The organism is Thalassospira sp. SN3W (genome assembly GCF_038070535.1).
Taxonomy (GTDB): Bacteria; Pseudomonadota; Alphaproteobacteria; order Rhodospirillales; family Thalassospiraceae; genus Thalassospira; species Thalassospira xiamenensis.
The window spans coordinates 3,745,212-3,759,454 of record NZ_CP121124.1 but is presented as its reverse complement, the minus strand read 5'-3'; the positions used below and the strand labels follow the sequence as shown (position 1 = coordinate 3,759,454).

Sequence of the window (14,243 nt, the reverse complement as noted above, 5' to 3'; positions counted from 1 at the left end):
GTCACCATGAATATCACAAGCAACGCCGTCAAACCCGGCCTGAAACAGTGGCTGACATCGGACACCCCGCAATCACGCTGGCAGGCCAAATGTGGCCGGGCATGGCTGGGCTGGCTTAAATTCACCGAAAACAGGCTCGCCATGATCGGTCTTTCGATCGTGCTGGCCCTGATCCTTGTCACCATATTTGCCCCGCTTCTGGCACCTTATGATCCGCTGGCCGCCGACCTTGCCAATCGCATCCAGTCGCCCAGTGCCGAACACTGGTTTGGTACCGATCAACTGGGTCGCGATATTCTGTCGCGTCTGATTTACGGCGCGCAATACACCCTGATGATCGTGGCCCTTGTGGTGATTACCGCGGCCCCCGTCGGGCTTCTGGTCGGCACCGCTGCCGGGTTCTTTGGCGGCTGGATTGATGCGACATTGATGCGCATCACCGATATTTTTCTGGCCTTCCCGAAACTGATCCTGGCCCTTGCCTTCGTTTCTGCATTGGGACCGGGGATCGAAAATGCGGTTCTGGCCATCGCGTTGACCGCATGGCCACCCTATGCCCGCATTGCACGCGCCGAAACCATCACCGTCCGCAGGTCCGACTATATCGAAGCCGCCCGGTTGCAGGGTGTCTCGAATATGGGTCTGATCCTTGGTCACATCACCCCGATGTGCATAAGCTCGCTTGTTGTGCGTGTCACCCTTGATATGGCGGGCATGATCCTGATTGCGGCGGGGCTTGGCTTCCTTGGCCTTGGCGCACAGCCGCCGATGCCCGAATGGGGGGCAATGGTGTCCGAAGGCCGCCAGTTCCTTCTGGAACAATGGTGGGTATCGACCGTACCGGGCCTTGCAATTTTCGTGGTCAGCCTTGGTTTCAACCTTCTGGGCGATGGCCTGCGCGATGTTCTTGATCCACGTGGGGGCGACTGATCATGACAAACGAAACCCTTCTGTCTGTCAAAAACCTCGCCATCACCTTTTCCACATCCAAGGGGCCGGTCCATGCCGTGCGTGGTGTGTCGTTCGATCTCGGACGTGAACGGCTCGGTATTGTTGGCGAATCCGGTTCGGGCAAATCCCAGACCGGGCGCGCCATTCTGGGCCTGACGGCGGCAAACGGCAAAATCACCGCCGATCAGATGCAGTTCCACGATCTGGACCTGCGCAACCTTTCGAAACGCGACTGGCGCAAGGTCCGTGGTGCGCGTATTTCCATGATCATGCAGGACCCGAAATATTCGCTAAATCCTGTCATGACCATAGGTGATCAGATCATCGAAGCCTATCGCGAACACCACAAGGTCAACGCGACCGAGGCCAAACGCCGCGCCCTCGATATGCTCGCCGCGGTCAAAATCCGCGATCCCGAACGCGTGTTCAAATCCTACCCGCACGAAGTATCGGGCGGGATGGGCCAGCGCGTCATGATCGCCATGATGCTGATCCCCGATCCGGAAATCCTGATTGCCGATGAACCGACATCGGCTCTTGATGTCACGGTACAGCTCCAGGTAATGGCGATCCTTGATGATCTGGTGCGTGAACGCGGCATGGCGCTGGTTTTCATCAGCCACGATCTGCATCTGGTCTCAAGCTTCTGCGACCGGGTTCTGGTGATGTATCAGGGCCATGTCGTCGAAGAAATCCGCGCATCCGAACTCGATCAGGCGAAACACCCCTATACGCAGGGCCTTCTGAACTGCCTGCCGAAGATGGATGGCAATCACGCCGAACTTCCCGTCCTGACCCGCGAAGCAAGCTGGGCGGAGGCCTGAGATAAAAATGACTGCAATGATTGAAATCACCAAACTCAATGCCTGGTTTGACGACAACCACGTGCTCAAGGATGTCGATATTTCGGTCCCGGCCAACGGATCGTTCGGTCTGGTGGGCGAATCCGGTTCGGGCAAATCAACCGTCCTTCGCACCATCACCGGTCTTGTCGATGACTGGGAAGGCAATATTATCGTCAATGACAGGGAACCGACCCAAAAGCGCGACAAGACATTTTACCGTCTGGCGCAAATGGTCTTTCAGGACCCGTTCGGATCGCTTCATCCGCGTCACACCATTGACCGCATCCTGACCGAACCGGTCAATATTCACGGGCTCGGCAATTCGGATGCCCGCGTGGTCGAGGCATTAAAACAGGTCGGGCTCGATAATTCCTTCCGCTTCCGCTACCCCCATCAGCTTTCCGGCGGACAGCGCCAGCGTGTCGCGATTGCCCGTGCGCTTATTCTCGAACCGAAAATCCTGCTGCTTGATGAACCGACATCAGCCCTCGATGTCTCGATCCAGGCCGAGGTGCTGAACCTGCTGACCCGGTTGCGCAATGATCTGGGACTTACCTATATCATGGTCAGTCACGATCTCGCTGTGGTCGCCCATATGTGCGACGATATCGCGATCATGAACCACGGCCGCATCGTCGAACGCGCCACCGCAGTTGAACTTGCCGAAGGCAAACTGGAAAATCCCTATTCGCAGCAGCTTTTCAAGGCCGCCGCGGGATATGACCGCGCGGTCGTTGACAGCTTCGTTGACTGGGACTGAACAGCGGCCTGATCGCGCCAGAAGAACAAGGGAAACCATGAACGTCACCACCGCCCCGAACACGCCCGCCAGCAAGTCACGCCATCGCCCCGCTTTCACGTGGGATGCGCATGCCTGCCTGCCGCTTGATCCCAAAACACCGATTACCCTGCTGGATAACTATGTCGCGGGCGATGTTGATTATGTCTGTGTCAATGTCGGCATGGATATGAATTCCGTTGCCCATATCCTGCGCGTGATTGCCGCCTTCCGGGCCAAAATCGCCGCCCACCCCGATAAATACATGCAGATCGAACGTTTTGATGATCTGGCAATCGCCAAATCAAAGGGCTTGCTGGGGGTTGGTTTCGACCTCGAAGGCTCGGTCATGTTGCAGGACATGCCCGAAATGGTCCCGGTCTTTGCCAAATTGGGCGTGAAACAAATCCACTTTGCCTATAACCGCAACAATTCGGTGGCCGGTGGCTGTCATGATGATGATATCCCGCTGACCGCGCTGGGCCATGCCATGGTCCGGGCGGTGAATAACAGCGGCATGATCATGGATTGCTCGCACACCGGCCGTCAAAGCAGCCTTGATATCATGAAGACATCAACCAAACCGGTCGTCTTCAGCCACGCCAACCCCAAGGTGCTTGGCGGGCATGAACGCTGCATCGATGATGAACAGATCAAGGCCTGTGCCGATACCGGCGGGGTGATCGGCATTTGCGGCTTCCAGCGCTTCATCAAATCACCCAACGCGCCTGAAGTCCCCGACATGATCCGCCATATCGACTATGCGGTAAAACTGGTCGGTGTGGACCATGTCGGCATCGGCCTTGATACGATGCCCAGTGTCGCGGGCACCAACGACTTCCCCGATGGTGTTGACCGCGCCTATTACTGGCCTGCCGAACGCGGCTATGGCCCGGGTGCTGGGGGTGCTGCCGTCTTCGACCCCAAAAAGCTCCCGGCCCTTGCCGACGCCCTGATCGCCGGAGGCTACAAACCCGACGACGTCGATAAAATCATGGGTGAAAACTTTATCCGCGTGGCGAGGGAAAGCTGGACGGTTTAGCTTAGACAGGCTCATTCACAAACTTAAGCGGAGACTGTGGATTATCAATCCGGTAAAGCACGCAATTCCGAATGCAACAAATCTTCAACTAAATCAGCTCTTCTAAAAGTTGCCGAAAGCCGCTGCAATGTTCTCTCCCTGTCTTGAAATAGAGGAGATAGCGCTGATTCTATCTCCTTTTCTGCCAGAAGAATATATCCCTGCATATTATCCTCCAAATGCTCTTTAACTTCTATAAAGTTTGTATGATCTAGTCTTTCTAAATTAATATTTTTATCATCAAGCAAGTACTTACCAACAAGCATAGCCACAAACCGAGACCCATAAGTAAGAAAATCAGGTGCATCTACAGGAGGGCGTTTACGACGGTTTTCCGCTTGCCTTAAGATAAGAGAAGCAATAATTGCTTGTGCACCGTTTAAGTCTGGCGTGAATATGATGTCGTATAAAGCACCGAAATGCTTACGCCCAGAGAACCTCGCCTGATGAGGTCGATGCCTCCAAACAGCCAGCACTGCTTCTGCTACTACAGCGCTAGTAAACTCATCAGAAGAAACTGATTTTTCTTCCCTTTTTGCTCGGTAGCTATAGCCAAGCGCTGAAATAGACTGAGCTAAATTCTTTTGATTGGCATCGTTGGCCTTTAAATCACGAAGATCGACAGGATTTTGACTGTTAGTTGCATAAGTAATTGCTGAAACCAAATCATCGTCATCACTAGGTAACTCGTAAATCCTTACCAAGACTTGTGCCGCCCCAATGTCGCCCCCGATCTCCTTTGCAATTTGCTGAACTGTCTTCGAAGTTTGCCCACCATTTACTATTTGCAGCCCATTAACTTGGACATGCCAATCGGTTTGCTGCAAGGCGTTGTGCCTGAATTGCGAACAAATGATCGTAATTCCATTGTTATAGAAATAAAAATTTGAACGCTGTTGACTATCTCTAAGGGTAGCAGCAACGGCTTCATTTACCCGATTCCCGGACATCCCCAAGTAGCGCCTAATATTTCTTTCTAAAAGACGGTCGCCGTATTGCTCAGCAAGGTTGGCAAGTTCACTAACCGACATCCTACCGATGAGAACCCTGCGGAAGTCGAACGGCTCCACAATTGCCTGACCACTCATCTTCAAAGTCGTATCAATTGGCTTTTGAGCTTGCAGCAAACCCAATATTTCTTCTGGACCGATATGACGCCATTCAACCTGATCAAGAAAAACTTTGCGCGATTCCTGTATTCTTTGCTCTGCAACTTCAGTCCAAGAAATACCGTTGTTTGCTGCAATTGCTGTTACCCTTGGGATTGCACCACCAGCAACAAAAGAACGTATTTCTTCTATCCGTTTCTGAAGACGAATATTAAGTGTTAGCTTTTTATTTGGATCAAACAACGCCGAAATCGCGTCAATAATTTTAATGATACCATTTTCAGGAAAGTTACTTTCCTTTTCTATATCTAGTCTATACTTTCCTTGAATAATCGTTATCGCTATTTCACCATCTGACGGCTCATCATAGTATACAGCGTCGACACCGAAATCATTCCCACCGTCAACAATACCATCAAGCACGTCTTCTTCATTCAAACCCAACGCGGTGTTTGCAACTAGATAAACGAAAGCCGCAGACTTCAACTTTCCATGGTCATTTTTAATCTTTAGCTGATCGGAAAAATCTTGTGACTTTTCGTTAACTATTCCGATAACACGCTGATCAATAATCTGATTTGCAATAGACATGATAAAGTCCAAATCCAAGTTCTTCGCAATCCAAAACTATACCCAGTTTTGTAGAATGCAATGATTATAAAAAACATCTACCAAGTTCAAATAGCTCAAGCATTTAAACATTGCATATTCAATCTTAATGCTAAAGCACATAAACAACAACGCTTTGTATCACGCACCATAGGTTTTCAACTCTCTTTACAGCGACATCTTTTGACATTTGATATTTACCATCTTAGACCTTGGCTTCATCCTTGCGCACCGGGCGCGGGCGGCCTTCGGCGTCAATCGCGACAAAGGTAAAGGTTGCCTCTGTCACCTTGATGCGCGGCGGCTGGTTTTTGCGCAGTACCCAGCTTTCAAGATGCAGCACCATCGATGTATTGCCGATCCGTTCGATATCTCCATACACGCACACCACATCGCCAACATAGACCGGGCGATGGAACGTCATGCCGTCAACCGCGACCGTGGCAACGCGGCCCTCGGCAATCTGGCTTGCCATCACGCCACCCGCGATATCCATCTGCGACATCAGCCAGCCGCCGAAAATATCGCCGCTCGGGTTGGTGTCGGCGGGCATGGCAAGGGTTCGGGTGCACATGTCGCCGCGCGGCATGCTGTTGTCGGTACCGTGTGTGATCTCACTCTCATTCGCCATCGGGCTTACTCCTGTCTGGGCCGGTATTTTTATTGGACCTGACGGTCTCGGTTTTCGCGACAAGTCTGGCACCGTTTTCTGCGCTGCCACAACGAAATTATGATCTCTGGCAAGACCACCGCTTGCATTCGCGATCAAAAAACATTTTTATGGGTCGCATCTGAAAACATATGATACTCGTTAAGCCTAAAGGCATCCAACCCCGTAAAATCAATCAACAGATATGCGTCGTTGGACCTTGTTTTAACATAATAAAGAAGTTGCGTTCCGGGGCATGACCGACCTTTTCGAAGATTCAAACCAATCGACCACAAACGCCTATTCCGCCAAGGATATAGAAGTTCTCGAAGGCCTGGAGCCTGTGCGCCGCCGTCCCGGTATGTATATCGGGGGTACGGACGATGCCGCACTGCATCACCTGGTTGCCGAAATCCTCGATAACTCGATGGACGAGGCCGTTGCCGGCCATGCCGACTGGATCGAGCTGGAACTCAGAACCGACAACACCGTCATGGTGCGTGATAACGGCCGTGGTATTCCGACCGATCCGCATCCGAAATTCCCCGATAAATCCGCCCTCGAAGTCATTCTGACCACGCTTCATTCGGGCGGCAAGTTTTCGGGCAAGGCTTATGAAACCTCGGGCGGTCTGCACGGGGTGGGTATGTCGGTCGTGAACGCATTGACCGACAAATTCCGGGTCGAAGTCGCACGTGATCGCAAACTGGTGTTTCAGGAATATTCCAAAGGCACCCCGCTGGGTCCACTTCAGGATGGCGGTGCGGTCAACAATCGCCGCGGTACCACGGTCATCTTCCGCCCCGATCCCGAAATTTTCGGCAGCCGGGCCAAGCTGAAACCCGCCACGATCTTCCGTATGGCGCGCTCCAAGGCATACCTGTTCAAGGGTGTTGAAATCCGCTGGTCGGTCGATCCGGAACTGCTGACCAGTGATGATCCGACGCCGCAAAGCGAAGTCCTGAAATTCCCCAACGGGATTCTCGATTACCTGAACATGACCATCGAAGGTCGTGATCTGATCACCGAACGTCCGTTCGCCGGCGAAGCCAAGTTTTCCGAAAGTGCCGGTCGCGTTGAATGGGCGATTGCATGGCCGGACGGTGGCGAAGGGTACTTCCATTCCTATTGTAACACCGTCCCGACCCCGCTTGGCGGCACACACGAAGCCGGTTTCCGCTATGCACTGACCAAGGCGATCAAGACTTATGGCGACATGGTCGGTCAGAAAAAGGCCGCTGCCATCACCGCCGAGGACGTCTTTGGCGGTGGCTGCATCATGCTATCGGTCTTTATTCCCGATCCGCAGTTCCAGGGCCAGACCAAGGAAAAGCTTGGCACCGCATCGGCAACCAAGCTGGTTGAAACCGCGGTTCGCGACCATTTCGATCACTGGCTGACCGGTGATACCGAAAATGCCAAACGCCTGCTCGAACGCATCATCCTGCGCGCCGAAGAACGCCAGCGCCGCAAGGAAAAGAAAGAAACCAAGCGCCAGTCAGCAACCCGCCGCCTGCGCCTTCCGGGCAAGCTTGCCGATTGTTCACGTTCCATCGCGGCTGGCACTGAAATCTTCCTGGTCGAAGGTGACTCGGCAGGTGGTTCAGCCAAACAGGCACGTGATCGTGAAACACAGGCCGTCCTGCCGCTGCGCGGTAAAATCCTTAACGTCGCATCCGCGACGCGTGAAAAGATGATGGCCAACCAGGAAATCAAGGACATGATCGAAGCCTTTGGCTGCGGTTCCGGGTCCGATTTCCGGCTTGCCGATCTGCGTTATGAACGCATCATCATCATGACCGATGCCGACGTCGACGGCGCTCATATCGCATCGCTTCTGATGACCTTCTTCTATCAGGAAATGACCGGCCTTATTGAAAACGGTAACCTGTATCTTGCCATGCCGCCGCTTTACCGCCTGACACAGGGCGGAAAGTCCATCTATGCGATGGATGACGCGGAAAAAGAGGTCCTGCTCGATACCGAATTCAAAAACCGCGGCAAGGTCGAGATTTCCCGATTTAAGGGTCTGGGCGAAATGCCGCCCCCGCAGCTTCGCGAAACCACAATGGCGCCGAAAAAACGCACCTTGCTGCGCGTTTGCCTGCCCGATGCGGCCGAACCCGATGCGCGTGGCCAGACCAAGGATCTGGTCAATCGCCTGATGGGCAAAAAGCCGGAGCTCCGCTTCCAGTTCATTCAGGAACATGCCCGCTTTGTCGAGGATATCGACGTTTAAAAAAACCTATGGATTTATACGAAGATTATCGTATAATTAATCATGCGGAGTTTATGAATGGGCTGGAAACAGGTCAAAGCCAATGTGTTGAAAGCACTGGCTTCTGGTTCCTTTCTTCATGAATCCCGTGGATCAATTGACGATAAGAACCTGCTTGCCGTGGGTGACGTCACACCGGACGACGTCAGCAATGTTATCCGCAAATGCAACGGCACCCACCATTCCAGCAGCCCGCATCATCGTGCCTCTTCTATCGAGGTCCACGTTTTGCGGCATAGCGGTTGGTACATCAAATTCTACTTCGTTGATCCAGATACCGTTTTCATCAGCGTTCATCGCTAGGGGCAGAACCCAAAGGCATGTCATGAAACTTTATCTTCCCGGTGATACAGGACAAGCCATCTGTGAAAAAGACGGCCTGACAAGCATGACATTTGCCTATCGTGATGTCCCGTTTGAAAATGGTACAGGCTACGTGCGCGATATTCTGGTCGGCGTTTGCGACAAATGTGGTGCCGTCATCGCAACCCCGCCGCAATCAACACCGGCAATTCGTGCAAAACGTGACAAGGCATCTGTACCGGTCGAAACAAACTTGCCCGCAATCTATATCGAGGCTCTCGATCTTGCGGCCTATCGAATTGATGCGCAACTTACCCCTGATTTTCGCAAACGCCTGCTGATGTATTATTTGCATGACTGCGCGACGAACAATGCCAGTCTGACCAAATTTCTTGCCGCATCGGACCAGCTTGCGCCAATAGGGAAGACCAGCAAGCTCCGCAAACGTTTGTCCTTGAAAGTCACCGCCCGCAACCAGTCCGAAATCGAAAAAATGGCGCAGATATGCGACCTTAATACAACCGCTCTACTGCAAAAGCTGATCGCTTATATACATAGCGAAATCAGCACTGTGGAAAAGCCTCACCATCTCAAGGCACTGCGTACTCTTGCCTTGGTCGCGGCCTGACCTGCAATCCCATAAGCTGCATATCAGGGGACCTTTTTTCCGACTGGTCGTCTGACACCTTTTCTCTATTGTGCCTCCGATAGCAAAAACAATTCGTCAGAACCGACCAAAATGCGGGCCAAGCACATAATGACCCACAATTATGCCGCCATCCTCCAGGATATTTCGGACGCGATCCACCAGACCGATTTTACCGACGCCCGCAAGGTCGACTATATCCCGGCCCTTGCCAGCGTCCCCGACGATCATTTTGCCATGGTTCTGCGCACCGCCGATGGAAACGAACTTGCCATTGGCCAGCCCGACCTGCCCTTTTCCATCCAAAGCATTTCCAAGGTCTTCGCCCTTGTGCTGGCCCAGCGCGCGCATGGTGATGATCTGTGGAAAGCCGTCCGGCGCGAACCATCCGGTTCGGCCTTCAATTCCCTGATCCTGCTCGAACAGGAACACGGCATCCCGCGCAATCCCTTCATCAATGCCGGGGCGATCCGTGTTGCTGATCTGATCGCCTCGCGCTACGCCAACCCGGATCGTTCGGTGGCCGAATTCCTTGGTCAGCTTTGCGGTAATCCCGGCATTCGCGTCGATAACGATGTCTATCTCTCCGAAGATCAGCACGGGGATCGCAACCGCGCGATTGCCTATCTGATGAAAAGTTTCGGCAAACTTGATAACCCGGTCGAAGACGTCGTGCGGGCCTATTTCAAGCAATGCTCCGTCGCGATGACGGCCCGTGAAATGGCGCGTGCGGCCTTCTTCCTTGCCAACAAGGGTGTCGGCATTGACGGTCGCACCGTGATCGCACCCGGGGAAACCAGCCGCATCAACGCCCTGATGCTGACTTGCGGGATGTATGACGGGGTGGGCGATTTTGCCTTTACCGTCGGCATCCCGGCCAAAAGCGGGGTTGGCGGCGGCATCATCGGCGTCATTCCCGGTGAATTTTCCGTCTGTGTCTGGTCGCCGCGCCTTGATACACGCGGCAATTCGGCGGCCGGTATCAAGGCGCTTGAAATGCTGATCCGCGCCATCGGACGATCGGTTTTCTGACCGGGTTTGCCGATCAGAAAGGATCAGGAATCGCGCCTTCGCAATGACGGCACATAACGCGCCAGCACATCATCATGGCGGATATAATGGTGCCAAATGGCGGCAATCACATGCAGCACTACCAGCGTCACCAGAACCGGCACGAAAAATTCGTGAATTTCCTCGGCCCCTTCATGCAGCCATTCGATCCGCCCCAGATCCGGCAGGGAAAATAATCCTGCGACCGGAAAATTGCGTCCCGATGTCATCACCGCCAGAAGCCCGGTGACCGGCATCGCAATCATCGCCAGATACAGCAGACCATGCGCAATGCGCGCCATGATTTTAACCAGACGGGGATCGTCCTGTACCGCTGCTGGGGACAGGCGCAAAACCGCCAAAATCCGCGGCAGGAACAGGACCAGTACCGAAATGCCAACAAGCGCGTGATATCCCATGATTTCAGCCCGTTCGGCACGCGGGACTTCTTCCATGACCTGACCGATGCCAAAGGCGGCCGCCATCAACAATGCCATGATCCAGTGTAGCGCCGGAACAGACCAGTGCGGCCATCGCGAAATTTGCGTTTCAGAGACATCTGACATAATTGTAACCTCATTGCTGACTATGACGTAACTGATCCCGGCACCAATCTAGCCGCAAAGTTTCGCAAGGTTTTGTCGCATCTGTATCAATTTGTCGCAGACCGGACTTTTATCGCCCCGCACCCGCAAGGAGCCCTCATGAGAATCCTTTTCAATGCGTCCAAACGATTGTCTCCGCGTGTCACCTTGCGCGTGCTTGCAGGGGGCGTTTTGGGAAGTGCCCTGCTGCTGGCGGGATGTGGCAACATCACAACGATTGAACCACCAACCTATCAGGTCAATGATGTGCAGACCTTCAAGGTTTACGGTGCGCCAAACCAGATCATGATGGTCGAAGTCCACGACAAGCAATCATCTGTATCGCCCGAAACATGGGCATCCGCCCTGTCCGGTCACGGATTTCCCCCGCGCCTTGATTTCATCACCGATGCCACCCAACTCGGCCCGAATCAGGTTCTGCGCGACGGGTATCGTGTTGTCGTCGTCGTAAGCCCGTCACAAGCCACGATGGGTGAAAAAATCTGCACCACGCCCGAGGCTACCGACTACCCCGCAGATACAACCAGAATCCCGACACGCATTGCCTTTTGCGCAGGCGACAAACCGATCTCGGAACTGCGTGCGAATTTCGTAAAAGCTGATCTTGAACAACAGGTTACCAATAATGGTGGTAGCATCATCGCACAGCTTTTCCCACGCGAAATCCGCGATGACAGTGATCGTCGTTGCGGCATGTTCCGTGCCGGTTGCTAAACCCGAAATAGCAATTGGTATAATTTTGCCCCTATCATGCTTGCTCTTGCCCTTTATTCCGGGCACCCTGTTGCCAACTACTCTGAAGGGTAGGTTTCAGGCATGAAAATAAGTGCCGATAAAAACAGGGAAGACTACTCGAATGGGGAATAACCGTTGCCAGAAATGGCACGTATCGGCAAATTGCGCGCGCCCATCTGGTTGCCTCTGGCACTGGCTGGCGACCCTGAAATGAAAAACAGGGTACACTTGACGTCGCATATTCTGTCCGTCTGGCAATCGATCCGGCCATCCTTGTTCCGCATGGCATGTGCCGGTCTTGTCATCGCCGTTGCAATCACCGGTTTTGGCGCGGGGGCAAAGGCCAGTGATGGCCATCCCGATGTTGCGACCGATGCCGCCAATGCAACCAGTGCCGATGACCTGCATCTGACCGTGCTTGCCGATCAGGAATTCTATCCGCAAAGCTATCAGCTTAACGGCCATGCCAATGGCGCGCTATATGATCTGCTGCGTGATTTCAGCAAGCTTCAGCAGATCGATATGTCCTTTCAGCAATTGCCGCTCAAACGCGCGCTTGAAAACAGCGGCAACAATCGCGCGGGCTTCATCGGCATTCCCGGCAACACGGCAAGCAATACCGTCATCTTTTCGGACGGTATCAGCACGACAGGCCTGCATGCCCTTACCCTTAAGCAGCGCGACCTGAACATCACAACCGCCGCCGACCTTGACGGGCTTCAGGTTTCCATCGCGCGCGGCCTTGAACTGCATGGCCCATTGGCCCGCCATCTGCGCGACGGTCGATTTGATATCAGCCGGTTCAATTCAATTCGACAGTCAATTGCCCTGCTGCTTGCCGGGCGGGTTGATGTTGCGCTGATCTATTGCGGATATGCGCAAAAGGCATCGCTTAAACAGATCGCCCATTTGACCGATGATGAAATTGCCGCATTGTCGATCCACCCGACATCGCTGATGAATACGATCAACCGCCTGATATTGCCCGCCACCCCCGGCAATGCCCGCCTGATGCGGCACTTTAACAGCTACCTCGCCAGACAGCGCAGCAGTGGCGCATTGGAAAAACTCTATGCGCAGTATCTGACCAATGAAAACACCATCGAAATGGTCCTGAGCGATACACTCACCCCGTCCGACACCAAAACATCTACGCCCTAGGTAATAAGCGCACAAAGCGCATCGGCGCATATATCGGGCTGTTCCAGCGGCACATAATGCCCGGCCCCGGCAACCACGATCATGCGTGCACCGGGAATGCGGGCCGCCATGTCATGATGCGATGCCGGGCTGATCACCCGATCAGCCTCCCCCACCATCACGGTGCAGGGCATATCGAGTTCCGATAACAACGCCATACTGTCCGGTCGGTTGGCAACAGCTATGATCTGACGTTTGAAAACATCCTCGCCAAGATCCTCCGCCATATCCGAAAGCAGGCCGACAAGTTCTCGATTGTGCCGATGATCGGGATGGAGCATGTCGTCAAGCATCGCGTCATTGATCCCCCTGAACGGCAGGTTCACACCCGAAAGCCGGGCAAGCAAAAGCCTGCGCCGTCGCATCACCGGATCATCGGCCGTCGCGCGCGTATTGACCAGCATCAGATGCGATACCCGTTCCCGCGCCATGCGCAGGATTTCAAACGCGACATACCCGCCCATCGACATCCCGACCAACACAAAACGATCCGGTGCCAGATCAAGGACATCCCTTGCCATGGCCACCACATCCTCCTTGGTATCAAGTGCCGGGATCATCGGTGCGATCGCCGGGGCCGCACCAATACGGCCACGCACATCCATGCGTGCGATCACCGGCTGCCACATCCGCTGATCGGCCAGCATCCCCGACAGAAAGACAACCGGAATGGCCTTTTGGGGATTGGCCGTCATTTAATCAGCGCGCTCAGTTCCTTGAATTCCGGGGTTCCTGCCACGCGCAGCCATTCAAACATCACGCTTTCCCGCGTCACGATTTTCGCCCCGGCATCGCGCATCCGTTCCAAGCCGAAAATCTTGTCATGCATGCTGCGCGATGTCACCGCATCGGCCACCACATAAACCTCCCGCCCGCGATCAATAAGCTCCATCACGGTCTGAAGCACACAGACATGGGTTTCCATCCCGGCAATGACGATCTGGTCGCGGCCCGGTGTTTCTTCGATCTTTTCCATAAAGCCGTCGGCCGGCACACTTGAAAAACTGACCTTGGAAACGACATTGCCGCCATCGACCGTATCGGATGCCTTCATCACCAGATCAAGGATCGGGGCCGCCGTATGGCCAAGCCCCTTGGGATATTGTTCCGTCACAATGACGGGAACATTCAAACGGTTGGCGCATTTGACAAGAAAGCAGCAATTCTCGACGGTCTGATCAGGGTCCTGACAGGCCGGATAGAGTTTCTCCTGAACATCGATAATCACCAGACTTGCACGTGATGCATCCATCAACACCGTTTTTCTCCCCGTTTCATTGTCTATTTCACCAGATTACGCTTCCGGTCTGTGGCAAACAAGCCTCTCGCACCGGGTTAATTTGCCTCTTTAACCCTTTTTTGAGGCGTTTTTCTTGACTTAATTAAGGCTTCGCTTTACGACGC

At 53.7% G+C, this 14,243-nt stretch carries 15 protein-coding genes; 10 read left to right on the top strand and 5 right to left on the bottom strand.

The features are described 5' to 3' along the window. Positions 1 to 6 precede the first annotated feature (6 nt). Genes nikC through P8T57_RS17195 form a run of 4 tightly spaced genes read left to right on the top strand, consistent with a single transcriptional unit; the run spans position 7 to position 3,616 of the window. On the top strand, positions 7 to 930 hold the full coding sequence (nikC, locus tag P8T57_RS17210; protein WP_071241412.1) for a nickel transporter permease: 924 nt from the start codon (positions 7 to 9) through the stop codon (positions 928 to 930). Between the two features lie 2 nt (positions 931 to 932). Next, positions 933 to 1,775, top strand: coding sequence for an ABC transporter ATP-binding protein (locus P8T57_RS17205; protein ID WP_007091935.1), 843 nt, complete (start codon positions 933 to 935; stop codon positions 1,773 to 1,775). A 16-nt stretch (positions 1,776 to 1,791) separates the two neighbouring features. Beyond that, positions 1,792 to 2,556 (top strand): ABC transporter ATP-binding protein, encoded by a 765-nt coding sequence (locus P8T57_RS17200; protein WP_341365382.1) that lies wholly within the window; start codon positions 1,792 to 1,794, stop codon positions 2,554 to 2,556. 37 nt (positions 2,557 to 2,593) lie between these two features. Then, positions 2,594 to 3,616, top strand: coding sequence for a membrane dipeptidase (locus P8T57_RS17195; RefSeq protein ID WP_341363804.1), 1,023 nt, complete (start codon positions 2,594 to 2,596; stop codon positions 3,614 to 3,616). Positions 3,617 to 3,660: 44 nt separating this feature from the next. Here P8T57_RS17195 and P8T57_RS17190 read toward each other — a convergent pair whose 3' ends face one another. Both P8T57_RS17190 and P8T57_RS17185 read right to left on the bottom strand, forming a co-directional pair. Then, on the bottom strand, positions 3,661 to 5,355 hold the full coding sequence (locus tag P8T57_RS17190) for an AIPR family protein (protein WP_341363803.1): 1,695 nt from the start codon (positions 5,353 to 5,355) through the stop codon (positions 3,661 to 3,663). A gap of 223 nt (positions 5,356 to 5,578) precedes the next feature. Beyond that, positions 5,579 to 6,004, bottom strand: a complete 426-nt coding sequence (locus tag P8T57_RS17185; protein ID WP_341363802.1) for an acyl-CoA thioesterase — start codon at positions 6,002 to 6,004, stop codon at positions 5,579 to 5,581. Between the two features lie 274 nt (positions 6,005 to 6,278). Between P8T57_RS17185 and parE the strand changes: the two genes are divergently transcribed. From parE to P8T57_RS17165, 4 genes are all read left to right on the top strand, one after another. After that, complete coding sequence (gene parE, locus P8T57_RS17180; protein ID WP_341363801.1) at positions 6,279 to 8,261, top strand: DNA topoisomerase IV subunit B; 1,983 nt, start codon at positions 6,279 to 6,281, stop codon at positions 8,259 to 8,261. Positions 8,262 to 8,318: 57 nt separating this feature from the next. Further along, on the top strand, positions 8,319 to 8,603 hold the full coding sequence (locus P8T57_RS17175) for a hypothetical protein (RefSeq protein WP_341363800.1): 285 nt from the start codon (positions 8,319 to 8,321) through the stop codon (positions 8,601 to 8,603). Continuing rightward, positions 8,566 to 9,231, top strand: coding sequence for a hypothetical protein (locus P8T57_RS17170; protein ID WP_341363799.1), 666 nt, complete (start codon positions 8,566 to 8,568; stop codon positions 9,229 to 9,231). The genes P8T57_RS17175 and P8T57_RS17170 overlap by 38 nt, the downstream gene beginning before the upstream one ends. 129 nt (positions 9,232 to 9,360) lie before the next feature. Next, entirely contained in the window at positions 9,361 to 10,281 is a 921-nt protein-coding gene (locus P8T57_RS17165; RefSeq protein ID WP_341363798.1) for a glutaminase, read from the top strand. A gap of 23 nt (positions 10,282 to 10,304) precedes the next feature. Here the strand turns inward: P8T57_RS17165 and P8T57_RS17160 are convergent, their stop codons facing one another. Beyond that, on the bottom strand, positions 10,305 to 10,865 hold the full coding sequence (locus P8T57_RS17160) for a cytochrome b (RefSeq protein WP_341363797.1): 561 nt from the start codon (positions 10,863 to 10,865) through the stop codon (positions 10,305 to 10,307). 138 nt (positions 10,866 to 11,003) lie between these two features. Here P8T57_RS17160 and P8T57_RS17155 point away from each other — a divergent pair, with 138 nt between their 5' ends. Beyond that, positions 11,004 to 11,618, top strand: a complete 615-nt coding sequence (locus P8T57_RS17155) for a hypothetical protein (protein WP_341363796.1) — start codon at positions 11,004 to 11,006, stop codon at positions 11,616 to 11,618. A 165-nt stretch (positions 11,619 to 11,783) separates the two neighbouring features. Then, entirely contained in the window at positions 11,784 to 12,800 is a 1,017-nt protein-coding gene (locus P8T57_RS17150; protein ID WP_341365381.1) for a transporter substrate-binding domain-containing protein, read from the top strand. Here the strand turns inward: P8T57_RS17150 and P8T57_RS17145 are convergent. Then, positions 12,797 to 13,534 (bottom strand): alpha/beta hydrolase, encoded by a 738-nt coding sequence (locus P8T57_RS17145; protein ID WP_341363795.1) that lies wholly within the window; start codon positions 13,532 to 13,534, stop codon positions 12,797 to 12,799. The two genes, P8T57_RS17150 and P8T57_RS17145, sit on opposite strands and share 4 nt — an antisense overlap. After that, positions 13,531 to 14,091, bottom strand: a complete 561-nt coding sequence (locus P8T57_RS17140; RefSeq protein ID WP_007091949.1) for a hydrolase — start codon at positions 14,089 to 14,091, stop codon at positions 13,531 to 13,533. The genes P8T57_RS17145 and P8T57_RS17140 overlap by 4 nt, the downstream gene beginning before the upstream one ends. Between the last annotated feature and the right edge of the window lie 152 nt (positions 14,092 to 14,243).

Excerpts from the sequence above, each read along its gene's own strand:
- P8T57_RS17160 (WP_341363797.1), bottom strand. The coding sequence starts at position 10,865 with ATGTCAGATGTCTCTGAAACGCAAATTTCGCGATGGCCGCACTGGTCT.
- P8T57_RS17175 (WP_341363800.1), top strand. The coding sequence starts at position 8,319 with ATGGGCTGGAAACAGGTCAAAGCCAATGTGTTGAAAGCACTGGCTTCT.
- P8T57_RS17145 (WP_341363795.1), bottom strand. The coding sequence starts at position 13,534 with ATGACGGCCAATCCCCAAAAGGCCATTCCGGTTGTCTTTCTGTCGGGG.
- P8T57_RS17185 (WP_341363802.1), bottom strand. The coding sequence starts at position 6,004 with ATGGCGAATGAGAGTGAGATCACACACGGTACCGACAACAGCATGCCG.
- P8T57_RS17165 (WP_341363798.1), top strand. The coding sequence starts at position 9,361 with ATGACCCACAATTATGCCGCCATCCTCCAGGATATTTCGGACGCGATC.
- parE (WP_341363801.1), top strand. The coding sequence starts at position 6,279 with ATGACCGACCTTTTCGAAGATTCAAACCAATCGACCACAAACGCCTAT.
- P8T57_RS17195 (WP_341363804.1), top strand. The coding sequence starts at position 2,594 with ATGAACGTCACCACCGCCCCGAACACGCCCGCCAGCAAGTCACGCCAT.
- P8T57_RS17155 (WP_341363796.1), top strand. The coding sequence starts at position 11,004 with ATGAGAATCCTTTTCAATGCGTCCAAACGATTGTCTCCGCGTGTCACC.
- P8T57_RS17190 (WP_341363803.1), bottom strand. The coding sequence starts at position 5,355 with ATGTCTATTGCAAATCAGATTATTGATCAGCGTGTTATCGGAATAGTT.
- P8T57_RS17205 (WP_007091935.1), top strand. The coding sequence starts at position 933 with ATGACAAACGAAACCCTTCTGTCTGTCAAAAACCTCGCCATCACCTTT.
- P8T57_RS17150 (WP_341365381.1), top strand. The coding sequence starts at position 11,784 with ATGGCACGTATCGGCAAATTGCGCGCGCCCATCTGGTTGCCTCTGGCA.
- P8T57_RS17200 (WP_341365382.1), top strand. The coding sequence starts at position 1,792 with ATGATTGAAATCACCAAACTCAATGCCTGGTTTGACGACAACCACGTG.
- nikC (WP_071241412.1), top strand. The coding sequence starts at position 7 with ATGAATATCACAAGCAACGCCGTCAAACCCGGCCTGAAACAGTGGCTG.
- P8T57_RS17140 (WP_007091949.1), bottom strand. The coding sequence starts at position 14,091 with ATGGATGCATCACGTGCAAGTCTGGTGATTATCGATGTTCAGGAGAAA.